This is a genomic window from Lyngbya sp. CCAP 1446/10 (genome assembly GCF_026130175.1).
Taxonomy (GTDB): Bacteria; Cyanobacteriota; Cyanobacteriia; order Cyanobacteriales; family Microcoleaceae; genus Microcoleus.
Genome location: NZ_JAIGNI010000079.1, coordinates 1 through 23,028, shown reverse-complemented (window position 1 = coordinate 23,028; position 23,028 = coordinate 1). Strand labels below are relative to the sequence as shown.

General features: G+C 46.4%; 24 protein-coding genes and 1 pseudogene. 15 read left to right on the top strand and 10 right to left on the bottom strand.

What is annotated here, in order from left to right:
- Positions 1-110: 110 nt before the first annotated feature.
- Positions 111-1,238 (bottom strand): transposase, encoded by a 1,128-nt coding sequence (locus tag K4039_RS24200; protein WP_265239064.1) that lies wholly within the window; start codon positions 1,236-1,238, stop codon positions 111-113.
- Positions 1,239-1,983: 745 nt separating this feature from the next.
- On the opposite strand from K4039_RS24200, the gene K4039_RS24195 reads away from it, so the two are divergent.
- The 3 genes from K4039_RS24195 (at position 1,984) to K4039_RS24185 (ending at position 5,462) form a co-directional block, all read left to right on the top strand.
- Entirely contained in the window at positions 1,984-3,141 is a 1,158-nt protein-coding gene (locus K4039_RS24195; RefSeq protein WP_265239063.1) for a KamA family radical SAM protein, read from the top strand.
- A gap of 97 nt (positions 3,142-3,238) precedes the next feature.
- A complete protein-coding gene (locus tag K4039_RS24190; RefSeq protein WP_265239062.1) occupies positions 3,239-4,285 on the top strand; it encodes an inosamine-phosphate amidinotransferase 1 in 1,047 nt (348 codons plus the stop codon).
- A 187-nt stretch (positions 4,286-4,472) separates the two neighbouring features.
- A complete protein-coding gene (locus K4039_RS24185; protein WP_265239061.1) occupies positions 4,473-5,462 on the top strand; it encodes a D-alanine--D-alanine ligase in 990 nt (329 codons plus the stop codon).
- 51 nt (positions 5,463-5,513) lie between these two features.
- On the opposite strand, the gene K4039_RS24180 is transcribed toward K4039_RS24185, so the two are convergent.
- The 4 genes from K4039_RS24180 to K4039_RS24165 form a co-directional block, all read right to left on the bottom strand.
- Positions 5,514-6,275 (bottom strand): hypothetical protein, encoded by a 762-nt coding sequence (locus tag K4039_RS24180; RefSeq protein ID WP_265239060.1) that lies wholly within the window; start codon positions 6,273-6,275, stop codon positions 5,514-5,516.
- A 158-nt stretch (positions 6,276-6,433) separates the two neighbouring features.
- Positions 6,434-7,057 carry an MATE family efflux transporter gene (locus K4039_RS24175; RefSeq protein WP_265239059.1) on the bottom strand — a complete coding sequence of 208 codons (624 nt, stop codon included), beginning with the start codon at positions 7,055-7,057 and terminating at the stop codon, positions 6,434-6,436.
- Between the two features lie 66 nt (positions 7,058-7,123).
- Positions 7,124-8,092 carry an arsenosugar biosynthesis arsenite methyltransferase ArsM gene (arsM, locus tag K4039_RS24170; RefSeq protein ID WP_265239058.1) on the bottom strand — a complete coding sequence of 323 codons (969 nt, stop codon included), beginning with the start codon at positions 8,090-8,092 and terminating at the stop codon, positions 7,124-7,126.
- 102 nt (positions 8,093-8,194) lie between these two features.
- Positions 8,195-9,541, bottom strand: a complete 1,347-nt coding sequence (locus tag K4039_RS24165) for a hypothetical protein (protein ID WP_265239057.1) — start codon at positions 9,539-9,541, stop codon at positions 8,195-8,197.
- A gap of 651 nt (positions 9,542-10,192) precedes the next feature.
- Between K4039_RS24165 and psaA the strand changes: the two genes are divergently transcribed.
- From psaA to K4039_RS30015, 6 genes are all read left to right on the top strand, one after another.
- On the top strand, positions 10,193-12,487 hold the full coding sequence (psaA, locus tag K4039_RS24160; RefSeq protein WP_265239056.1) for a photosystem I core protein PsaA: 2,295 nt from the start codon (positions 10,193-10,195) through the stop codon (positions 12,485-12,487).
- A gap of 108 nt (positions 12,488-12,595) precedes the next feature.
- Positions 12,596-14,821 (top strand): photosystem I core protein PsaB, encoded by a 2,226-nt coding sequence (gene psaB / locus K4039_RS24155; protein ID WP_265239055.1) that lies wholly within the window; start codon positions 12,596-12,598, stop codon positions 14,819-14,821.
- Positions 14,822-14,968: 147 nt separating this feature from the next.
- Positions 14,969-15,151 (top strand): hypothetical protein, encoded by a 183-nt coding sequence (locus tag K4039_RS24150; protein WP_265239054.1) that lies wholly within the window; start codon positions 14,969-14,971, stop codon positions 15,149-15,151.
- A 40-nt stretch (positions 15,152-15,191) separates the two neighbouring features.
- The gene (locus tag K4039_RS24145) at positions 15,192-15,350 is read left to right on the top strand and encodes a hypothetical protein (RefSeq protein ID WP_265239053.1); all 159 of its coding nucleotides are present in this window, start codon (positions 15,192-15,194) and stop codon (positions 15,348-15,350) included.
- Between the two features lie 12 nt (positions 15,351-15,362).
- Positions 15,363-15,902, top strand: a complete 540-nt coding sequence (locus tag K4039_RS24140) for a cold shock domain-containing protein (RefSeq protein WP_265239052.1) — start codon at positions 15,363-15,365, stop codon at positions 15,900-15,902.
- A 111-nt stretch (positions 15,903-16,013) separates the two neighbouring features.
- Entirely contained in the window at positions 16,014-16,139 is a 126-nt protein-coding gene (locus K4039_RS30015; RefSeq protein ID WP_375339827.1) for a hypothetical protein, read from the top strand.
- Between the two features lie 38 nt (positions 16,140-16,177).
- On the opposite strand, the gene K4039_RS24135 is transcribed toward K4039_RS30015, so the two are convergent.
- The 3 genes from K4039_RS24135 to K4039_RS24125 form a co-directional block, all read right to left on the bottom strand.
- Entirely contained in the window at positions 16,178-16,372 is a 195-nt protein-coding gene (locus K4039_RS24135) for a hypothetical protein (RefSeq protein ID WP_265239051.1), read from the bottom strand.
- Positions 16,373-16,522: 150 nt separating this feature from the next.
- Positions 16,523-16,717, bottom strand: coding sequence for a hypothetical protein (locus K4039_RS24130; RefSeq protein ID WP_236506337.1), 195 nt, complete (start codon positions 16,715-16,717; stop codon positions 16,523-16,525).
- 154 nt (positions 16,718-16,871) lie between these two features.
- On the bottom strand, positions 16,872-17,084 hold the full coding sequence (locus K4039_RS24125) for a helix-turn-helix domain-containing protein (RefSeq protein ID WP_193974409.1): 213 nt from the start codon (positions 17,082-17,084) through the stop codon (positions 16,872-16,874).
- Between the two features lie 163 nt (positions 17,085-17,247).
- On the opposite strand from K4039_RS24125, the gene K4039_RS24120 reads away from it, so the two are divergent.
- The 4 genes and pseudogenes from K4039_RS24120 to K4039_RS24105 form a co-directional block, all read left to right on the top strand.
- The gene (locus tag K4039_RS24120; RefSeq protein ID WP_265239050.1) at positions 17,248-17,718 is read left to right on the top strand and encodes a hypothetical protein; all 471 of its coding nucleotides are present in this window, start codon (positions 17,248-17,250) and stop codon (positions 17,716-17,718) included.
- Between the two features lie 79 nt (positions 17,719-17,797).
- Positions 17,798-18,037 (top strand): hypothetical protein, encoded by a 240-nt coding sequence (locus K4039_RS24115; RefSeq protein ID WP_265239049.1) that lies wholly within the window; start codon positions 17,798-17,800, stop codon positions 18,035-18,037.
- Positions 18,034-18,297, top strand: a complete 264-nt coding sequence (locus tag K4039_RS24110) for a type II toxin-antitoxin system RelE/ParE family toxin (RefSeq protein ID WP_265239048.1) — start codon at positions 18,034-18,036, stop codon at positions 18,295-18,297. The genes K4039_RS24115 and K4039_RS24110 overlap by 4 nt, the downstream gene beginning before the upstream one ends.
- 72 nt (positions 18,298-18,369) lie before the next feature.
- Positions 18,370-18,513, top strand: a pseudogene (locus K4039_RS24105) (type II toxin-antitoxin system HicB family antitoxin); the annotation flags it as partial.
- A 318-nt stretch (positions 18,514-18,831) separates the two neighbouring features.
- Here the strand turns inward: K4039_RS24105 and K4039_RS24100 are convergent.
- Positions 18,832-20,262, bottom strand: a complete 1,431-nt coding sequence (locus K4039_RS24100; protein WP_265239047.1) for a phosphoglucomutase/phosphomannomutase family protein — start codon at positions 20,260-20,262, stop codon at positions 18,832-18,834.
- A 190-nt stretch (positions 20,263-20,452) separates the two neighbouring features.
- Here K4039_RS24100 and K4039_RS24095 point away from each other — a divergent pair, with 190 nt between their 5' ends.
- A complete protein-coding gene (locus K4039_RS24095; protein ID WP_265239046.1) occupies positions 20,453-20,650 on the top strand; it encodes a hypothetical protein in 198 nt (65 codons plus the stop codon).
- Between the two features lie 536 nt (positions 20,651-21,186).
- Entirely contained in the window at positions 21,187-22,281 is a 1,095-nt protein-coding gene (locus K4039_RS24090) for a hypothetical protein (RefSeq protein ID WP_265239045.1), read from the top strand.
- Positions 22,282-22,417: 136 nt separating this feature from the next.
- Here the strand turns inward: K4039_RS24090 and K4039_RS24085 are convergent, their stop codons facing one another.
- Positions 22,418-22,810 (bottom strand): DUF423 domain-containing protein, encoded by a 393-nt coding sequence (locus K4039_RS24085; RefSeq protein ID WP_265239044.1) that lies wholly within the window; start codon positions 22,808-22,810, stop codon positions 22,418-22,420.
- Between the last annotated feature and the right edge of the window lie 218 nt (positions 22,811-23,028).

The window sequence follows — 23,028 nt, the reverse complement described above, 5'->3', positions numbered from 1 at the left end:
CACATCATCCTTAATGGGGAGGACTTGCACCTCCATCCCTCTACAGTTGTCCTTACTTTATTTAAGGGTCGAAACCCAGGCGAGGTAAGGACTCTAGGTTATTGATTTACCTAGAAACGAGTCGCACCCCGTTTAGAGTCGTGGCGATGCCCCATCCCGACTTTTTCTATGTTTTTGGCCGCGTTTAGATCGCGATCGTGTTTAGCCCCACAATTCAGACATTGAATAGAGCGAACAGAAAGGCTGATTTTGCCCCATCTAAACCCGCAGTCTGAGCAAGTCTGAGAGGTAGGTTCCCATCGAGAAATTACCTTAAATTCTCTGCCATACTTCTCAGATTTGCCCTCACAAAGCGTTCTGAATTCTCCCCATCCTTGCTGACTGATTGCCCGTGACAATTTCCGGTTTTTAACCATGCCTGCTACGTTTAAATCTTCTAAGATGATTGTTTGGTTTTCACTCACCAACTTAGTCGATAGTTTGTGCAAAAAGTCTTTTCGGGTATCAGCAATTTGGTTGTGCAGTTTGGCAATTTTCAGCCTAGTTTTATTCCGACGTTTTGAGGTTTGAACTTGGCGGGCAAATTTACGCTGCAACCTACGAATTTTGCGGTCTAGCACCTTGTAGTTTGGACTTTGTGCGTTTGTACCATCACTCATTGCAGCGAAGGTTTTAATGCCCAAATCTATACCGATGCTTTGGTTCTTAGCCTCGATATAGATGGGCAAAACTTCTACAACAAAGCTTAGAAAGTATCTGTTTGCACAATCCTTGATTATTGTTACAGAACTGGGTAGAGATGGCAGTTTTCTAGACCAAACGGGAAATACGTCCCCTATTTTTGCCAGATAAACCTCATTACCTCTCAATACAAAACCGTTGCGCGTTAACCTTGCTGATTGGCTGTTTGTCTTTTTTTTGAACTTAGGATAGCCGACTTTTTTTCCTTTTCTTTTCCCTGTGCAGGACTTGAAGAAATTGCTAAACGCAGTCTCTAAATCTGAGACAGATTGTTGTAGAGGGATAGCCGAAACTTCTCCCAACCATTCTCTTTCTACTGTCTTTTTAGCTAAAGTTAAAACTACTTTCTGCAATTCGGCAGAGCTGGGTTTTTTGTCTGACTGTTTGCAAATTCTTAGGGCATCATTCCAGACTACCCGAACACAGCCAAACAACTTAGCTAAGCTAATTCTTTGTTCAATTGTCGGATAGAATCTGTATTGATAACGCCCTTTCATTATTCTTCCTTTGTATTCTTAATTTACTATATCATAGTATACTAAACAATCAGGAAGATTGGGAAATTAATTTCAAGGCGGTTGAAACCGCGCCTGACTTCATCCCCATATCTGAAGCTAGGGGCTTTCGTCTCGTTTTTCTGGTAAAGTCCATTACCATTAATAGCGACCGCATAGTTTTATATTTTGGCATGGCACATCTTGACAATGATACCAAATTCGAGTTAAATCCAATTTACAGAGAGAGGGATCGCAACTCCCCTATATTTTAATTGCCCGAAGCAATACTTCGGACAGTTTTAGGCATGATCGAATATCTGAAACCCATACTGGCTCTAGTGTGGACTATTTTTTCAAAGTTTAAGTTTAGCCTTAAGTTTGAAAAAAAGATTAAAAATGCGAAGGCTTGCACTGTAAAGCTTACAGAGGCTTGAAAAAACTGTCCGAAGTATTGCGAAGGCGATCGCTCCTAAACCTGATTTAATTGAAGAGTCAGCAGGGCGATCGCCCCGTGAGACATTTATCCCGCGTCTGTCTCAACAGCAAACCCCAAACTCAGACCAAGCTTCCGCAATTGTAATTAACCACGTCACAGTACCTGGATACTAATCGGTATTTTGCACCCATCTTCATGTAAGTGTCAACACCAGGTACATCTATCAGAGTATCGGAAGTCTTTGCCACACAATCGCCATTGGTGTGTTAGTTTGCCGAGATTTAAGAGGACTCTATAACTAAGGACAAAATGATCGAAAACGCTTTATTAGATAAAGGTCTGATAGATACATCATCCCGACGTGAGGAAATTTGCCAGATTTTCGGTGAATCTTACGACCCCGATCGCTGGAAAGACTGGCGCTGGCAAATGCGGCATCGGTTGTGCAAGCTGGAACACTTTCAAGGTTTGCTACAGCTCGCTTCCGCCGAACAACGAGGACTTTCGATCGCCCCAGAAAAGTTTGCTGTAGCTGTGACACCGCACTTTGCGTCGCTGCTTGACCCGGAAGATCCCCTTTGCCCCCTGCGGTTGCAGGTGTTGCCAAGGGAGGAAGAACTGACAATCGATCCCGCAGATATGGTAGACCCATGCAGCGAAGACCACGACAGCCCAGTACCCGGACTGGTACACCGCTACCCCGATCGGGTGTTACTGCTTGCCCTAGACACTTGCGCTGCTTACTGCCGATACTGTACGCGATCGCGTTTAGTCAGCCAAGGTGAGATGTACCCAGTGACGCGGCGGTTGGATGCGATCGTCGCCTATCTAGAGGCACACACCGAGGTGCGGGACGTGCTAATTTCCGGTGGCGATCCGCTACTAATGTCTGATGAACCTTTAGACAACTTACTTGGGCGGTTGCGTGCTATTCCCCACATAGAGTTTGTGCGTATTGGTTCCCGCGTGCCGAGTTTCTTGCCACAGCGAATTACACCGGAACTGGTTGCAGTGCTTCGCAAGCATCGCGTGTGGCTGTCCGTTCACTTTTGTCATGTGCGGGAACTTACCCCGGAAGTGGCGCAAGCTTGCGATCTGCTCGCTGATGGTGGCATTCCTCTAGGCAGTCAGACGGTGCTGCTCAAGGGTGTGAACGACTCCGAAGAAGCGCTCAAGAATCTGTTTCACGGTTTGCTCAAACTGCGCGTGCGACCTTACTATCTCTACCAATGCGACCCTGTTGTGGGTACTGCACATCTGCGGACGAGCGTCCAAACAGGTATCGATCTAATATCTAAACTGCGCGGTCATACCACTGGGTACGCGGTGCCAACCTATGTAATTGATGCTCCTGGTGGTGGTGGCAAAGTGCCAATTCAAGCTGACACCCTAATTGCTTACGAGAACGGCAAAACTACTGTGCGTAATTGGGAAGGCAAGACGTACACTTATTTAGATCCAGTATAGCAATGAGTATTACTAAAGGACTTGCTTCAATCTTCACTACGGATGTTGCCAGATTGAAAGATTTTTCTAAAAAAGAAATTCACTGTACTATAAACAGATGAGTAAAGTCAGCGTGTTTAACGAGTGGGATTCCCTCGAAGAAATTATTGTGGGACGTGCAACAAATGCACGCATTGCCTGCCCCGACCCAGGGCTGTTTGCTGTTGAATACCTAGAAGAATATGGCAGTATGCAGGACATTCCCTCTGGCCCCTATGACAATCAAGTAATTGAAGAAACTGAAGAAGACCTGGAGGAACTTGTACAAACACTTCAAAATCTTGGTGTGACCGTCCGGCGACCTGACATAGCAGATCATTCTGTCAAGTTTGCCACTCCAGATTGGCAATCAGATGGTCAATCAAACTATTGTCCCAGAGACCTTTTGGTGACAGTGGGGACTTGGATTATTGAAGCTCCTATGGCACTCCGTTGCCGTTTTTTTGAATCGCGATCGTACAAAACTATCCTAATAGATTATTTGCAAAGTGGAGCTAAATGGATTTCCGCTCCTAAACCGAGGCTAAGTAATGAAATTTACAATGTTCTAGATGCGAGTGCTTTGGCAATCAAAGACTATGAGCCGATATTTGATGCCGCGAATATATTGCGTTTAGGGCGAGATATTTTCTACCTGATCTCAGGCACCGGGAATCAATGCGGGGCGTTATGGCTTCAAACTGTTTTGGGTGAAGATTATAGAATACATACTTGTGATAATATTTACTCTGGAACTCATGTAGACACCACAATTGTACCTATTCACCCTGGTTTAGTTGTAGTTAACGCCGAACGAGTTAGTCAACACAATCTACCAGAGTTATTCACAGGGTGGGATGTCATCTATTTAGATGATATTGTTGATATTGGTTGTTATAAAAGTACCTGTCTTGCCACGAAGTGGATTGGGATGAACCTCCTGATGGTGAATCCGAATCTCGCAATTGTTGATAAAGCTCAAACTCCGCTAATCAGAGAACTTGAGAAGCGTGGTGTTGATGTTATACCGTTGCAACTAAGACACGCGAGGACATTAGGAGGAGGGTTTCACTGTGTGACGCTTGATGTGCGACGCACAGGTTGGCTGGAAGACTATTATTTTTAGCACAATAAGCTGTTACGCATTTAAACGACTAACAAGGGAAGCGCGGGTGCGTCAGCTAGAACACTTACGCTTATAAGGGAAACGCTTATTACTGACGCACCCTACAATCTATTTTAAATGTTGAACAGCTTAACTTATCTGTTCGTTATGATTTTGGCAAAAATTTAAAAACAGAAAATTGGACAGTATGGGGCTTTTTATTGGTTTGTGTTATGACATTAAGGAAGAGTATCTTCAGAGCGGTTTGAGCGCCACCGATGTCATGGATTTCGAGGATGAAGAAACCATCATCGGGCTAGAAAATACGCTCTGCGGTTTGGGTCACAAAGTTGAACGAATCGGCAATGGTAGAGAACTTACTCTTAGGTTAGCAAAGGGCGATCGCTGGGATTTGATTTTCAACATGGCGGAAGGATTCAAAGGTCGCTCTCGCGAAGCACAAGTCCCAGCAGTCTGCGAATTATTCGCACAACCCTATACCTTTTCCGACCCGCTTACTTGCGCCCTGACCCTTGATAAGGCGCTGACTAAGCGCGTAGTTCGGGATTTCGGTCTACCGACAGCACCGTTTGCAATGGTGAGTACGCCCGCAGAGGCGGCGGCAGTATCCCTTCCCATGCCTTTATTCCTAAAACCGATCGCGGAAGGAAGTTCTAAAGGGATAACAGGAAAATCCCTAGTCAAAGAACGCCAAGATTTAGTTACAGTATATCAAGCGCTACAGGAAGAATTCAATCAACCCGTTCTGATAGAAACTTTTCTTCCCGGTAGGGAAATCGCGGTGGGTATTGTCGGTAACGGTAATCAAGCTAGAGTAATCGGCGTGATGGAAATAATTTTTACCGAAAAAGCAGAAACCGCTGCCTACACAGCCCTGAATAAAGATGAATATATCGATCGAGTATCCTATAGGTTGCTGACAGACCCCGAACCTCTAGCCGCACAAGCAAGGCAATTAGCGCTGGATGTTTACCGCTGTCTGGGTTGTCTGGATGCCTCTCGAATTGAGTTGCGCTGCGACGCGAGTGGTGAATTGCAGTTTTTGGAAGTGAATCCTTTATCGGGATTGCACCCGATTCGAGCGGATCTGATTATTATGGCGCGTCTGGCTGGAATAGAATATACAGAACTGATTGGTGAAATTGTAGAATCTGCATGGCAAAGGTATAAATCTTGATGCGTATGCGAGTCGCGATACCCCTGATGAATTGGAGATATTTCAAATCAGTTAAGCCAAATTGTAGTACATCCAAACATTTGGTTCTATGTAAGACCCTTGATTGTTGGTATAGTCAATTTTTAGGGGTAATAATCCTCCAGGAATAATATAATCACCTGTTTCTGGAAAACGCATATTCACTCTGGCTTCCCAATTACTAATAGTATCGATAATACTTGCACTTTTAGGGCAAATACGAACCAGGTTAGCTCCGTTCCTAATATGAGTACGTAGCCAAGGATCGAAGGGAAGACCGTGTTCATTCTGCCAAGTGATATAGCGCTCCATAGGCGTGAGAGGATAGAGATGTTTCAGGGTTGGACGCGCAGGAACAATCAGCGAAGCAAGCTTGCGATCTTGAGCTATTTTCTTCATCTGTTGGAGCATAAAACTGCTTATTTGCCTACCGCGATATTCGGGTATGACGGTAATGGCGAGAGCACATAAAATATTAGGTTGATTACCTTGTGAATGGTCGGCAAGCGCCTGAGTCATCGCCCATGTAACACCTTCATCTGGCAACCGTTCAAAGTTTCCTTCCCATACTACGGGAACACAATTTCCAAGAGCAATCATCTGCTGCGTAGCTGTTTCTATTAGTGCATACCGATACTCTGGATAGACCTGATATAAAGCAAAGGAATCTTTGTCGCCATCAAAGTCATGCGGGAATACTCCAGACCAGGCTTGCTCGAAGAAAGCTATACTTCTTTCATAAAAGTTCGGCATTTCTAGTGCAGTTATTATATGAAAATTTAAGTCATCTTTCACAATTGTCACCTTTTTTTATTGAAGAAACGATATTTAATCTTGAGCTTGGTCGTTTGTTATAGCAACCGCCAAGGTGGTTAAGACGTTTGCTTATGGCTGAAACCATTGATTATATTCCCCTCTTCCCCTTTTCCCCTCTTACTCTCTTCCCCTAGCCCCTAGTCCCTAGCTATAGATAACCTGACATCACCATCCTCAACATCACTAGCAAATGTCTTAGGCAACTGTACCCCAAGCGTCACCATTCTGATAGCTTCAAACAAAAGCAAAGACAGCCACAAAATATGGTTACTCTCAAACTTAATGGCAGCTATATCCGCAGGTAAAAATCCCACTACAAGAGCAAATAAGCTAACATTGCGGAGGGTATGCCCTTGGGTCAAACCTAAGAAATAGCCATCCAGCATAAAGTTTATTGAACTGAATACGAGAACGAGTAGCAACCAGGGAACAAAAATATCAATGTTTTCAGTGACTTCGGTGTGATTCGTCAACAACCGAAAAACAGTATTAGGAAATAACCAACAGGCTCCGCCGAAAGAAAGTCCTACCAGCAAAGCAGTTCCGAGAGAAAATCGAGCAAGAGGTACTAACTGTTGTGAAAATCCTTTCCCTTTAAAGTTTCCGACCAGAGTTTCCGTGCCGCATCCCAATCCTTCAACAAAATAGATACTGATAAGATAGAGGAAAGTGGCGGTGCTAGAGTTCTGATTGTGACTGTCAAAATTAATGATTTGGCGATCGCGCTGCCTGCGGTCTCCATCACGGGAGTTACAATACAATTACCCAATCTTGCACCTATTTTCTCCGTTGGATGGAGAATAGCGGTTGAAACCAGCTTTTTTCATCTAACAGCAACCGCCGCCGTTATAATGCCATGTCGAATCAGTAATCAACACCCGATCTGGCATCAATCCCCCCAACTTCCCAGCCGTTTTATCGCACACCGCCGCCGGAACTCCGCGCTGCAAAACGTGACCCGCACCGTCATCAAACAGCTCTTCAGAACCCGCATAAATCGCCGTCTTGCCAGTGAAAATGCAAGCGCCATCCAGGGGGATGTCCACTTTAAAAGACACTGTATCGAGGCTTTCTAACAGCAAATCCGCGTCCAATTTGTAATTGTGTTTGTCCAGCAACCGGTAAGGACGGCGCGCCCGGACTTCTACTTGCCCAAAGCCCACGTCTACAAGGTGTTGAACGTATTCTGCGTAGGTCAGAGCACCAGACAAACACAAAGCCCGCAAGCGTTGGTCTTCCTTCAAATGCTGCGGAATTGGCCGGGTTGCGATCGGATCGCTCATCAACAACCTGCCACCCGGTTTCAAAACCCGATAAGTCTCTTTTAATGCCTTAGCTAAATCCGCAGGTTCAAAGATATTAAACAAGCAATTTTGTGCGACAACATCGACAGAGGCATCCGGCACCGGCAACGCAAAAGCATCGCCTTCCCGAATTTCCACAAAACTAGCATCAAACCAATCATTTTCTTGGGCAGCAATCCGCAGGTTGCGTGCAGCAGCTTCTCGCATTGCTGGAACGGGATCGACGGCAATAACTGCTCCTTTTTGCCTAGAAAAGTAAGCAAATTGCAGCGCTTCTAAACCGCCGCCGACTCCTACATACAGCACGACTGGATTGCCGACAAGTTCGGCGGCGTGAACGGTTGTGCCGCAGCCGTAGTTCATTTCTTGCATTTGTGCGGGAATTTTTAATTCTGGCAGTTGCAAGGGGCTGCTTTGGACGCAACAAAGTCCGATTTGGGGAGTTTCGGCAACGTCGCTATAGAATTTGGCTGCTGTTTCGAGATAGGTCATTTTTGATTTTCCTGGTTTTTGTTTTTGACCGCAGATCTAGGCGGATTTACGCTGATAAACGCAGATGAATTTAGAAGTGTTTGGTGAGGTTTTGTCTGTGATTTATAACTGTGTTTGGGGTAGGCTATCTGAGGGAGTTTTTGGTTCTGTGATTTGATTGAAAAAGTTACGGAAACGATTGATTATGTCGCCTATTTTCTGTTGTGGCTGTTGGGGATTTTCTGTCGGCTGGGGTTCGATGACTTTAACTTGCTCAACAACTTTGGGTATTTCTAGTTGAGGTGTTGCTATCGGCTGGGGTTCGATGACTTTAACTTGCTCAACAACTTTGGGTATTTCTAGTTGAGGTGTTGCTATCGGCTGTGGTTCTATTGCTTGAACGGGAGCAACTTCGGGAGCAACTATTGTATCTGAGGTTGGTTCGGTAACTGGTGTTTTTTCTAATACAGGTGTCGGTTCCGGTTCTGGTGTCGGTTCGGGGGTTGGGGTTGGTGTGGGCTTTGGGGCTTCGTAGGTGCGATCGACTATACCGCGAGTATCTGCTTCTGTTAGGGAACCCCGCACTAATTTTGCAAGAGTATCTTGCCCCTGCGGTTCGTAATTTATCAGTCTGACTGTATTATTAAAGGCGTTTTTGACGGTATTTCCCCGTTCGTCGATTAATTCTAGTTGTACCCAATTTTTGCCGGGTTTGAATCCTTTAAGATATATAGGTTGCAACTGGTCGATCGCAAAACTTTCCCCGTTAACTGTGGCTCGAATTTTCCAATCGAGTATGTCATCTTGGGAATTTGCTTGCGCCACTTGGTGCAAAGGCGCATTTGTCAAGTAAAAATCGAGCAGGATGGGTTCTGCGCCGTAGTTGCCTTGGGGGCTGTTGTATGTTAATAGGGGCAATGTGCGATCGGGATTGTTGTCCTGTGTTTTGGTAAAAATGTGGAAAGTGGTTTGGGCCAAAGCACCTTCGTTTTTAAAGCTTTCTTCCCAAGGGCTAGTGGCAAACACTCGCAGGGTATGGGTTCCGGGTTCTAAGTCGGAGAGTGTTACAGACTGGTTTATGTCATAAACTGCTGTGTAAGGTTGGTTGTCTAATAAAACTTGCAGATGGGGCCCCAAACCCAAGTTTGCTTCTTTGAAAATGGGGAAGTCCTTAACTTGGAACTTAACAGACACATTTATATCCTGAAGCACTTCGTCAGGTTTTGGATTCAAAATACTTATTTGAGGCTGGTAGATTTTTAGCGCCTGACGCAGTTGTTGAATGGCGAATGGGGGGGAAACCTCTGAGATTCTGTTTAAGAGGGCGGTAGCTGAGCCGCTCTTGTTCCCTGATTTGGACAATTCGGGATTGTCCGCGCCACAACTTGCTACACCCAAAATTAATACTGCTGCTGCGAACAATGCCACCAGCCTGCCTGCAACCGTTCTCTGCCAATTGATGCCAATCACGCCACTATACTCCTAGAAGCCTTCTCATAGGGAACTATAGCCCAAAACTGAATTTAGAATTGGGGAATTGTCGATCGGGCATTCGAGATGCAGTCTAGCCCAGACGTTGGCGCAGTAGGCAACCTATCCGATCTGACTAATAACTCCCGCAGCCGTTTTCTTAAACATCTCTTTATAAATGAGTATTTCTCAATCACTTAATCTTTGAGTTTTGTAAATTTAATGGCAATACCCCTTGACTTTTTTGAGGGGCTGTGGAAATTAAAGCGGCGATTACATCAAGAATTGAGGCTTTTTTAAGTATTGTTAACAAGCGATTAATACTTCAGATAACAGGCTTATAATTCATAAAACTCCCTCAAAAGGAGCAGCCGCATCAATCCTGAATCAATCTTGAATCAAGGAAGCGATCGGTAGCTCCAGATAGCGAGAGAGTTGGCAGTACCCAGGGACATTGTTACCGACACTGGGGAACTGGCTTCTTCCGAGAAGCAAAATGCTTGGGGAAACGATGCATCTGTGTCTAACTCTGCAAAGAGTCAAGTACAAGCTGTTTCGGGGAACCGAGAATCCCCCCGCCTAATTAAGCGCGGGGAGTGTCAGATACAGTATTCAGTTCTCGTTCCTTGTCTTACCGAGAGGAGAGTCTTCATGACCATTAGTCCTCCAGAGCGAGAGGTAAAAGTTAGAGTAGTAGTCGATAAGAATCCGGTTCCAACCTCTTTTGAAAAGTGGTCAAAACCAGGTCATTTCGATCGCACTCTAGCTAAGGGGCCAAAAACCACCACTTGGATTTGGAACCTCCACGCTAACGCTCACGACTTCGACAGTCATACAAGTGACTTAGAAGACGTTTCGCGCAAAATTTTTAGCGCTCACTTCGGCCACTTGGCAGTAATCTTCGTTTGGTTAAGCGGCGCATATTTCCACGGCGCAAAATTTTCCAACTATGAAGCTTGGCTGACAGATCCTACAGCCATCAAGCCCAGCGCTCAAGTGGTTTGGCCGATTTTTGGCCAAGAAATTTTAAATGCAGATGTAGGCGGCGGTTTCCACGGAATTCAGATCACATCTGGTCTGTTTCAACTGTGGCGCTCCAACGGCATCACTAACTCATACCAGCTATATTGCACTGCGATCGGCGCCTTGGTAATGGCAGCTTTGATGCTATTTGCTGGTTGGTTCCACTATCACGTCCGCGCTCCGAAACTGGAATGGTTTCAGAACGTAGAATCGATGATGAACCACCACTTGGCAGGTTTGCTCGGCTGCGGATGCTTAGGCTTTGCAGGACAACAAATTCACGTTGCTCTGCCGATCAATGCTTGCATGGACGCGATCGATGCAGGTGCACCGCTGACAGTAGGCGGCAAGCTGATCAAAACAGTTGCCGACATCCCGCTGCCACATGAGTGGATTTTGACACCGAGCTTGATGGCAGACATCTACCCAAGCTTCGCTAAAGGTCTAACGCCCTTCTTCACCCTCAACTGGGGCGCATACACAGACTTCCTGACCTTCAAAGGCGGTCTGAACCCCACCACGGGCGGTCTGTGGCTGACTGATACAGCGCACCATCACTTAGCTTTGGCAGTGCTGTTCATCGTCGCCGGACACTTCTATCGCACGAACTGGGGCATTGGCCACAGCTTCAAAGAAGTTCTGGAAGCTCACAAAGGCCCCTTCACTGGCGAAGGCCACAAGGGAATGTACGAAATTTTCACACAGTCTTGGCACGCCCAACTGTCGTGGAACTTGGCCTGGATGGGCTCTATCAGCATCATCGTGGCTCACCATATGTACGCGATGCCTCCGTATCCGTACATCGCAACCGACTACCCCACTCAGCTATCCCTGTTCACCCACCACATGTGGATTGGCGGATTCCTGATTGTTGGAGCAGCGGCTCACGCAGCAATCTTCATGGTGCGGGACTACAATCCGAGTCAGCACGTTAATAACTTGCTTGACCGCGTACTCCGCCACAGAGATGCAATCATCTCTCACCTCAACTGGGTTTGCATATTCTTAGGCTTCCACAGCTTCGGTTTGTACGTTCACAACGATACAATGCGGGCTTTCGGTCGTCCTCAAGATTTGTTCTCAGATACTGGTATTCAATTGCGTCCGATATTTGCCCAATGGGTGCAAAATATCCACGCCTTGGCTCCTGGTAACACAGCGCCTAATGCTATGGAAATCGTCAGCCACGCTTTTGGCGGCGGTGTAGTAGCAGTCGGTGGCAAAGTAGCGATGATGCCGATCGAATTGGGTACGGCGGATTTCTTAATCCACCACATCCACGCTTTCACAATTCACGTTACAGTCTTGATTCTTTTGAAAGGCGTGTTGTTTGCACGCAGTTCTCGCTTGGTTCCTGACAAAGGCAGCTTGGGCTTCCGGTTCCCTTGCGACGGCCCAGGCCGTGGCGGTACCTGCCAAGTTTCTGGTTGGGATCACGTGTTCCTCGGCTTGTTCTGGATGTACAACTGCATCTCGATGGTGATTTTCCACTTTAGCTGGAAAATGCAATCGGACGTGTGGGGAACAGTATCGCCAGACGGCACAGTTTCTCACATCACCGGCGGCAACTTCGCACAAAGTGCGATCACCATTAACGGGTGGCTGCGGGACTTCCTGTGGGCGCAAGCTTCTCAGGTAATTCAGTCCTACGGTTCGGCACTGTCGGCCTACGGTCTGATGTTCCTAGCTGGACACTTCGTGTTCGCCTTCAGCTTGATGTTCCTGTTCAGCGGCCGCGGCTACTGGCAAGAACTGATTGAGTCCATTGTTTGGGCTCACAACAAGCTGAAAGTAGCTCCTTCGATTCAGCCTCGCGCTCTGAGCATTACTCAGGGTCGGGCAGTGGGTGTAGCTCACTACCTCCTGGGAGGGATTGTCACTACGTGGGCATTCTTCCTAGCGCGAATCATCTCGGTAGGGTAAACTACCTTTAGGTTTTGGATTCAGGATTTGGGAGCAATCTCAAACCCAGAATCCAAACCTCGGAACCGAACCTCTTCAACGTTCAGGATTCAGGATTAATCAAGGCTTATGGCAACGAAATTTCCAAAATTTAGCCAAGACCTTGCCCAAGACCCGACCACACGGCGGATCTGGTACGGGATTGCCACAGCACACGACTTTGAAAGCCACGATGGCATGACCGAAGAAAATCTTTACCAAAAGATTTTTGCTTCCCACTTCGGCCACCTAGCAATCATTTTCTTGTGGACTTCGGGCAGCCTGTTCCACGTAGCATGGCAAGGTAACTTTGAACAGTGGATTAAAGACCCTCTAAACGTTCGCCCGATCGCTCACGCGATTTGGGACCCTCAATTCGGTGCTCCAGCAGTAGAAGCTTTCACTCAAGCGGGCGCTTCTAACCCAGTGGACATCTCTTACTCCGGCGTATACCACTGGTGGTACACCCAAGGGGTTCGGACAAACGGCGACTTGTATCAAGGAGCTATCTTCTTGCTACTGTTGGCTTCTGTCATGCTGTTCGCAGGTTGGTTGCACCTCCAGCCCAAGTACCGTCCTAGCTTGTCTTGGTTCAAGAATGCTGAATCTCGCCTCAACCACCACTTGGCTGGTTTGTTCGGTGTCAGCTCTTTGGCTTGGACTGGTCACATGGTTCACGTCGCTATCCCCGAATCTCGCGGACAGCACGTAGGTTGGGAAAATTTCTTGTCTACCCCGCCTCACCCGGCCGGTTTGGCTCCGTTCTTCACTGGTAACTGGGGCGTTTACGCCGAGAACCCAGATGCAGCGAGCCATGTCTTCGGTACTGCCGAAGGCGCTGGAACCGCAATTCTGACTTTCTTGGGTGGCTTCCATCCTCAGACAGAATCTCTGTGGTTGACAGACATTGCTCATCACCACTTGGCGATCGCAGTTCTGTTTATCGTTGCCGGTCATATGTACCGGACTAACTTCGGTATCGGTCACAGCATCAAAGAAATGTGCGATTCCAAAGATTTCTTTGGTAAGAAAGTTGAAGGCCCCTTCAATATGCCTCACCAAGGCATTTATGAGACCTACAACAACTCTCTGCACTTCCAATTAGGTTGGCACCTCGCTGCTTTAGGCGTGATTACCTCCCTGGTTGCTCAGCATATGTACTCGATGCCTCCTTACGCTTTCATGGCGCAGGATCACACGACGATGGCTGCGTTGTACACGCACCACCAATACATTGCTGGTTTCATCATGGTCGGCGCTTTCGCCCACGGAGCTATCTTCTTGGTGCGGGACTACGATCCTGAAGCTAATAAAGGCAACGTGCTCGATCGCGTGTTGCAGCACAAAGAAGCGATTATCTCTCACTTGAGCTGGGTATCGCTGTTCTTGGGCTTCCACACCCTCGGCTTGTACGTTCACAACGACGTTGTAGTCGCTTTCGGAACTCCTGAAAAGCAAATCTTGATTGAACCAGTGTTCGCACAGTTCATCCAAGCTGCTCACGGGAAGGCTCTGTACGGCATGGACGTGCTACTTTCCAACCCTGACAGCATTGCTGCTACCGCTTGGCCCAACTACGGCAACGTATGGCTCCCAGGCTGGTTGGAAGGCATTAATAGCTCTACTAACTCTCTGTTTTTGGCGATCGGACCTGGCGATTTCTTGGTTCACCACGCGATCGCACTTGGCTTGCACACCACCACCTTGATTTTGGTCAAGGGCGCTCTGGATGCACGCGGTTCTAAGCTGATGCCGGACAAAAAAGACTTCGGTTATGCTTTCCCTTGCGACGGCCCCGGCCGTGGCGGTACCTGCGATGTCTCTGCTTGGGATGCGATGTACCTGTCTGTTTTCTGGATGCTGAACACCCTAGCTTGGGTAACGTTCTACTGGCACTGGAAGCACCTAGGCATCTGGGAAGGAAATGTGGCTCAGTTCAATGAGTCTTCAACCTACCTGATGGGCTGGTTCCGCGATTACCTCTGGCTGTATTCTTCTCAGTTGATCAACGGTTACAACCCGTATGGTACTAACAACCTGTCTATCTGGGCCTGGATATTCTTATTCGGACACCTGGTTTGGGCAACTGGTTTCATGTTCCTGATCTCTTGGAGAGGTTACTGGCAAGAGCTGATCGAAACCTTGGTTTGGGCTCACGAGCGCACTCCTTTGGCTAACTTGGTTCGCTGGAAAGACAAGCCTGTTGCTTTGTCGATCGTCCAAGGTCGTTTGGTTGGCTTAGTTCACTTTACTGTGGGCAACGTCTTCACTTACGCGGCCTTTGTAATTGCCTCGACGGCCGGGAAATTCGGGTAACTCTGAACTCTGGTTTCTAGGTAATTAAATGAAATCCCCTGCCTTCTGGCGGGGGATTTTTTTTTGATCTAGCAACTGCCAAGATAGTTAGTATAGTAGGGGCAGGTTCGCCAAAATCTTTGATGCCGATCGACAAAAAATCAAAACTTGCCTCCCCACGACTCTCGCTTTGATACGCTGCTGCTGCGGATTTCTCAATCACAGCCCACAGCTTCTTCTGCTATGCTGAATTTATTAGCTCAAGCGATCGAGCAAGCAGAAGCAGAATCTGACGCAGATGCGAAGCCACTATCCGGGAAGCCAAAAGAGCTTTTCACCTGCCATGAGTGAAACAGCCAAACTCCCCGCTCGTGAAGTAATCCAAAAGACTATGAGAAATTTTCTAAGTGTCTATCAACGGCTTGACGATCTAATTCTCAGTTTAGATGAACTAATTGCTATGGTAGAGGCTGATATTCGCAACAGTCCGATTAATGTTCATCGGCGAGAGAATGCGAAGCGATTGGCTCAGTCTGTTAAGCAGGAATAAAAGTGCGATTTTATGAAACCTGTTCTGAATAAAGGGCAACTGACAACCTGGAAAGACGATCGGGGGTTTGGCTTCATTAAACCGGATGATGGCAGTAAAGAAGTTTTCTTGCATATCAGTGCGCTGAAGGGAGTCAGTCGCCGCCCCAAAGTCGGAGATACGATTTTGTACGAGCGAGTTGCTAAAACAGACTGGAAGGTACGTGCCACTAGAGCCTCAATTCAAGGTGTTGCACTTCGACATGAGCCAACGAAGCAGAAACCAAAGAAACGCGGTGTACTCAAAACAGTTGTTGGTATTGGGATTCTGGCTGTCATTGTGCTTTTTACAATGGAGTTCAGTCCTAGTCGTTCTCCCTCTCCAATTACATCGATCGCAAAACCAGGATGTACTATCAAAGGCAACATCTCGATCGATACAGGCAATAAGGTTTATCACCTTCCAGGCATGGAAGATTACGAATCAACAGCGATCAATCTAGCTAGCGGAGAGAGATGGTTTTGCACAGAGTCAGAAGCGAGGGCCAATGGTTGGCGTAAAGCACCGAGGTAGCCCCAGCATCCCAAAAACCGCGCTGCACCAGAACGGATTGCCGAATAAAGAAGCAAGAAGTCGATATCGCCCTTTTTGCTATCGTGGATTTACTCGCTCCTCCAATTGACTATGCAACTCTACGTTGAAAGCAAAAGAAAGAAAATTGAGGTGATACGCAAGCAATATTCTCAAGTGGAGATGGTTGATGTGACATCCAAAGCTGATCGACCTTGGGTAGAGTTTAGTCGCTTTTAGCGGTAAAGATGAAACTGTTGACCTGGTTTTTTTCAGATTCAAATCTCCCCATTCACCTGCATCTGATGCACTTTGTCAGCCAATTCTTGCAAGCGCTTTTCATCTAAATCATCGATCGCCAGCATCCCTACATAGATGATTTCCTTCAGCGTTAGTCTGGTTGCTAGCGCCTTTTTCTGCACAAGATCCTTGATAATCGGGCTGACTCCAATGGCGGTACTGGCTCTAGTCACAAAACTAACCGGAGATTAACAACTTCGACTCAATCTTAGCATCTTTAAGCTGAGCTTTTAGCTGCGATGCAAAATGCTTAAGCGCGTCTTGACAAGACACGACGAAAAAGTCATAGTAAAAATGTGGAAAGGTCGATCGCCCTTCTCCCCTCAAATCTCGCCATTGACCTGCATCTGATGCACCTTGTCAGCCAATTCTTGGCGGCTTTCCTTATCGAGTGCATCAATTGCCAGCATTCCCAAGTACACGACTTCCTTCTGAGTTAGTCTGGTCGCTTGGGCTTGTTTTTGAATGACTTCCTTAATCACGGAACTGACCGCGATCGCCGTATTAGTTTTTGCCACGAAGAATAATCAACAATTTATAACTTTCCTTGATGTTACCATCCTCAATCCGATTAACTACAATAATGTTTGACTAACTACAGTTAATCATGCTATAGTGCAAAAAATACAAAAAAGCGATCGCCCCAGTATCGAAAACTCAAGGTCGATCGACCTACTCTTCCAAAACCTCAACCAAATCCTCAATCATCACATCAAAAGTCCGAGCTAACCTCCGCAGGCAAGTAAAGTCTACCATTGCCATTTCAGGACGACGAGCATAGCTTCTGACAGTGCTATAAATTACCCCAGAGCGATCAGATACTTCCTTAAGCGTCCAGCCCTTCTCCGCCGCTAGTTCCCGAATTTTTAGCCTGACTAAACCCATGCTTGACAGTTGATGCAATTGCGTCGTATAATTTTATATGTAAAAGCTGATCGCCCCCCGGCCTCGAAAACTAAAGGGCGATCGTCTTTAAAACTTACATAGACAGTTACTAGCTGTCTTAAAGACCTACCAGACTTATCTACAATCAGAATAGGTACTTACAATGATATCAGAAACTCCGGCAAAATCACGGGCGATCGCAGAATCCAAGATAATTCACAAATCTCCCATCCTGCATCCGCTGGCAAGATTTGTCACAGAAGACACAGTAGCACTGCTTTTCAACATCTCAACACAGGACATTTACCGGATAGAATGCTGTCGCTACATGGTGTATGTCCACGCCAAAGGCATCAGCCGGTTTGTCAGCTACGCCGATTTTCCCCCAATTTTAGAAGTCAATCCCCCTTCCCTTCAAGATTTTGGCCGGTGGTACAAGCGCTGGAAAAGCAAGCAAGCACCCGGATTTTGGACTAAATTTTATACGCACAACTTCAAAGCGGCTGTTTCAGTTGACGGCTTGTTTGAGTGGGGAAAATTGGTAGCTACGGTTAAATTGGTTATTTCTGCTTCCGGGCTGCAACAGCTACGAGATGTTTATGCCGCAGAAAAAGATTTGATGGAAAAATTTTAAAGTGCGATCGCACGAGCAACTGCGAAAATGGGCACAGGCACAATTAAAAATGTCAAACTAAATATAGATAAAAGTTTTAATGGCTGAGAATACCGTGAAAATAGATATCTCATTTCAATCACTGGTAGAAGCAATTTCGTCACTGGAAATTGCAGAAAAACAGCAGCTTTGGGAACTTTTGGAAGCTGAATTATTCCCGGATGAGGAAGATTCTCCAGAAGATATTACTGAAATTGAGGCTGCCCGTGCTGATTACAAAGCCGGTGATTACATCACGTTTGACGAATACACGACTCAACGGGCAAGAAAGTCAACATGACTTATAGAATCATCATACCCAAAGTTGTGCAAAAACAGCTAGATGCCTTGCCAGATGATGTTTACGACCGTATCGCTATCAAAGTCCAAGAACTTGCCGAAAACCCGCGGCCAGATGGAGTTGTTAAACTAAAAGGTTATGAAAATGAATACCGTATTCGCATCGGTGATTATCGCGTTCGTTATGAAATAGAAGATCAAGAACTCACGATTCTGCTGTTGCAATGCAAACATCGGAAGGACGTTTATAGAGGAGGTTGATTCCTCACCCACGATCTCACCGCAGTTGGCAATATTGTTAGCGCAACTCGACGAGTTAAACGAGGAAGATTCATGAATCGATACAATACGATCGTCCAATGTTCTGACTAAGATCAACTTTTTCTAGTGACGATTCCAGAATTTGCCGATCGCGTTATCATGCCTTGTACTCATGGCAAAACCCGCAAAGCAGCCATCCGACATGGCGAAGAAGTCAGAAACGGCTTTGCAATAACTGCGAGACGCTTATGTATACGAAAAATATTGGCGGCAAAATGTTTTAATGTACGCGCGAGCACAGCTATCCCGCAGGAATCGCCCATCCCGTCAATTTACCAAAAGTGCGATCGACCTCAACCCCTCAAATCTCCCCATTCAACAAACTCTAAAAAATAGATAAGGTGCTCAGTGCGCGCCCTAATCGAAACCAATAAACCGGGTTATTTCAGAGATAGTTGATGATTTTCAGCAAGTATTTTCGTGAAAAAACCCGGTTTCTAGTAACCCGTTCGCAAGTCCTAAATCAGTGGAAAGTTAAGCAGGTTCTAATTTGGCAATTACCTTTTCCATGTACTCGGCAACTTTGGTTTCTTTTTCCACAGAGTTGGTTTCCATGTAAACGCGCATCAAAGGTTCAGTTCCCGAAGGCCGCAGCAATACCCAACCGCCGTCTTCAAGATAAAGTTTAATCCCGTCTTTGCGGCCAATTTCCTTAACACCAATACCCGCTATTTCTGTCGGGGGATTCTTGGTGAAAGAATCCAAAACTGCTGCTTTGTGGGCTTCCTCTAGGTGCAAGTCCAAGCGTTTGTTGTACAGGGGGCCGTCGGCTTCTTTGATGGCTTCTTCTACTAGCTGAGAAAGGGGTTTGCCTTCGTAGGCGATCGCCTCAGCAACTAGCATATCAGCCAAAATCCCGTCTTTTTCGGGGATGTGACCCAAAACGCTCAAACCGCCAGACTCTTCGCCACCGATGAGCACCGCTGTTTCCCGCATTTTTTCGCCGATGTATTTGAAGCCGACTGCGGTTTCGTAGATTGTTAAACCGTATTTAGCGGCCATATTGTCGAGCAAATGGGTAGTTGCGACGGTACGGACGATCGCCCCAGTCAAGCCTTTATTCTTAACCAAGTGGCGAGCCAACAGCAACAGCACGGTGTTTGGAGTCAAGACATTTCCCAACTCGTCCACAATACCAAAGCGATCGGCATCGCCATCGGTAGCCAAGCCCAAATCAGCCGAATCCTTCTTAACAGCTTCCACCAACTCTACTAACTGTTCGCCCTTGGGTTCAGGCATTCCGCCCCCAAACAGCACATCGCGGTAGGTGTGAAAACTTTCTACATCGCAGCCGCAGTGTTCCAAAACCCCGTCGAGATAGCCACGAGAAGTCGAATAAAGAGCGTCGTACTTCACCTTCAACTTAGCAGAGCGAATCCGTTCCACATCGATCAAAGTATAGAGAAACTTCAAATATTCGGGTTTCGGGTCAAAAGTGGAGATTTTATCGTTGTGGCTACCTTTGGCTGGGGCATCTGAAGCACCAGCAATATTTGCCACAATCGTATCAGTAATTTCCGGGGTAGCCGGGCCCGCATAGTCGGGGATGTATTTGATGCCGCAGTAAGGTGCGGGATTGTGCGATGCGGTGAACATCAAAGCGCCTGCGGAGTTTAGATGCTTGGCGCTGTAGGCGATGACTGGTGTCGGACAATCTCGATCGACTACCATCACAGTCCATCCCAAATCTGCCAAGACTTCGGCAGAGGTGCGGGCGAACTCGTCTGCCAGAAAGCGGGTATCGTAGGATACTAGCACTGGACGGTCTTTGGTGTAAGCGGTTTCGAGGTAGCTGGCGATCGCCCTGGTGACTTTTCGCACGTTGGCAAAAGTAAAGTCATGGGCAATCAGTCCCCGCCACCCATCGGTTCCGAACTTGATTTCTGTTGAATTGCTGGCGCTCATTTTATCCACTTCCTCTCGTCCTACTAATCCTACCCGAAGGTATAGCCTTAAAGACGCACTGGCTGTCCTGTTTGTAAGGATCGATCGCCCGTGAGGCATTGAAACCCACTTCTATCGTTGTGGGGGGAAGGTACCTCTTCCGGCCGAGGACTGGAACCAGCCAGGGTTTGTAGAGTGTGGGAACGATCGGGTGAGTCATCGAGATTCCGGTTTTGAATGGTGCTTGGGCGATCGAATGGACGTTCGATCGATAGCGGGCGATTCACGAAGAGGGATAGCTTCGCTTCACCGGGAAGCTAAAAAGCTGATAGAAAAAACCGCTAGCAATGGCATTAACGAAACGCACTTAAATCTGATTCTCCTCTCAAATTTAATTATTTATTCATAAAAGCCCCTCGTTGAATGTGTTAAGGTTCCGTAATTACCGCAAAAACGAAAATATTTTTTTGATTCACATAAGAAAATAAATCAATCAAAGTCACCGCTCGATCGTGATATAGCCTAGATTATTTGAGAACGTAGGGCGATCCTCTTCGTTGGCGTAGCCCCCGTAGGGGCGGGCTTCGCTAACGACAAAAGCACTCCAAAACAAAAATAAAATATCTCAAGTAGCAGTTTTTTTAAAGCAGACTTGACTTTAATTCTGAGGTTTTAAAACAAATTAAATTTATTTTCAGCCGTTTTTACAAGTCAAGAAAAAAATCTCAGGATCGTGATCGCAGGGTTAGGGTGTTCTAGCGCACAGTAAATAGCGTTATTAACGTGTATCTTATAAAAGATGCAGGCTGTAAAGCCAAATTGCCTATAACTTTAAGCACAATAGCGGATAACTGTCAGCGTACAAATGCAGAAGATTGTAGTTAATAACGTTAAAAGTTAGAGGAATCGATCGGGTGCTACTTCACAAAAAAAACGAGGTTTCTCATGGCTAGTATTTCACAACTCTCTTCAAAGTCTTTACCTGTGGCAGACGAAATTCAACAGGGCGACAGTTTTGCGTCACACAGTATTATGGGCTTGGACACTCACAAACTCCCAGAGGCTAAAGGCGTCAGCGTTTCTTCCTTAGCAGTTAGCTGGGCAAAAAAATATTACAGTATAGTGGCGGCACGAAAAAAGCAAGCGCAGCAGCAATTTTCCGAAAGCCCAGAGTCAAGAAATTTTGAGGGAAATCGAGCCAAAATAGTTGACAAATTGACAGATACTCTGAAAGTAGCCAGCGAGATAGCTTGGAGTAGAGTCGAAGCGGTTTTAGAGGGACAAATAGAGCAGCAGGCGATCGATCCGAGCTTAATTAATCGTGAAGAAATTGTCGCCGACACTCGCGCCTTATATCGGAAAGCAATAGACGCTTACGGCGATAGAGAACCTGTTTTTCGCTTGTCAGTGCTGGTGGGAAAAGATATTGTTCAAGTGAGGCGAAAATACTCAGAGACAGATCCGTTAGTGCTGGGATTTGTAACGCTGGAGTTTCAATACACTAGCAAAATCTTGTTAGGATGTCTTTCGCAGTCAGATCGATCGCAATTTGCACCATACTTAAAAGTTGTAGATGACTACCTGCACATTCCCTACGGAGAGATTAACGAGGCTGCGGCGAATCAGCCCCCCAATTCAAAAGCTCTTCTAGCTGTGCAACATTTGTTGCAGCAGACGACTCAGATTGCTAGTGCAGTCTACGATAGAGCTAGTGCCCAGCATCCAGGATACCGCAGCAACAGCGGTTATTTGAGCGATCGGGAGATCAAAAATTCTGGCATCCGGGATGTCGAGATTTTTCAAAGCTACTTGTGCTGGTGCGTTTTGGAAGGTAGCATTCGCGCGGTACAGCAAGAATTGTTTCCAATTTGCGTGATGCTGTACCCGAAACTTCATGTAAGTTGGGAATTAGTGCAGGATATGCTGCTGATTTTGTTTAGGGAAATATCCGATCGGCTTCCTGCTGAAGATTTAATAGTATTTTTACCTTATTTGCGGACTGTGACAGAGATGTTTTCCAGCGATGTCTTTGAAAATTAGGGAATTGGGCATAGGGCATAGGGCATAGGGCATTGCAAGTGTCTGGTAAGGTGCTTATGGCGCACCCTAACATTGACCAATGCCAGCGTAAATTGTGTTTATATTCAATTTAATTGAATATAATTTTACCAATTACCTATTTGAAGCTAAAAGCTGCAAGTGCCAAACATCCCCAACCGACAATCAAAGCAACTCCGCCCAGGGGCGTAATTGCACCCAGCCATTTGATGTCTGTCAAACTCAGGGCGTACAAACTGCCTGAAAAGACGATCGTGCCGGCAATAAAAGCCCATCCAGCCACTGCAAAAAAGGTTTGAGACTCTGGGGCGCGGCTTAATAGTAAAGCGACGAGTAATAGAGCTAGGGCGTGATACATTTGATAGCGGGCTGCGGTCTCAAAAATGCCTAAAGCTCGATCGCTCAATTGATTTTTTAAAGCGTGGGAAGCAAAAGCACCGCCTCCAACGGATAAACCTCCGAATAGGGCGGCGGTGGCTATAAAAATGCGCGTTAGGATTAGCGTTGACATAAAGAAGGAAGAAGGAAGAAGGAAGAAGGAAGAAGGAAGAAGGAAGAAGGAAGAAGAAAGAAATAAAGAAATAAAGAAATAAAGAAATAAAGTATCCGCTCAATAAATCGGGGTAACAGCAAAAAAGAAGGTTCACAATCTAGCCACAGCATGGTAAAATACAAAACATGACGCAAAAAACATCTGGTGACAAATTAGTAGAAACCTTACTGCAAAGC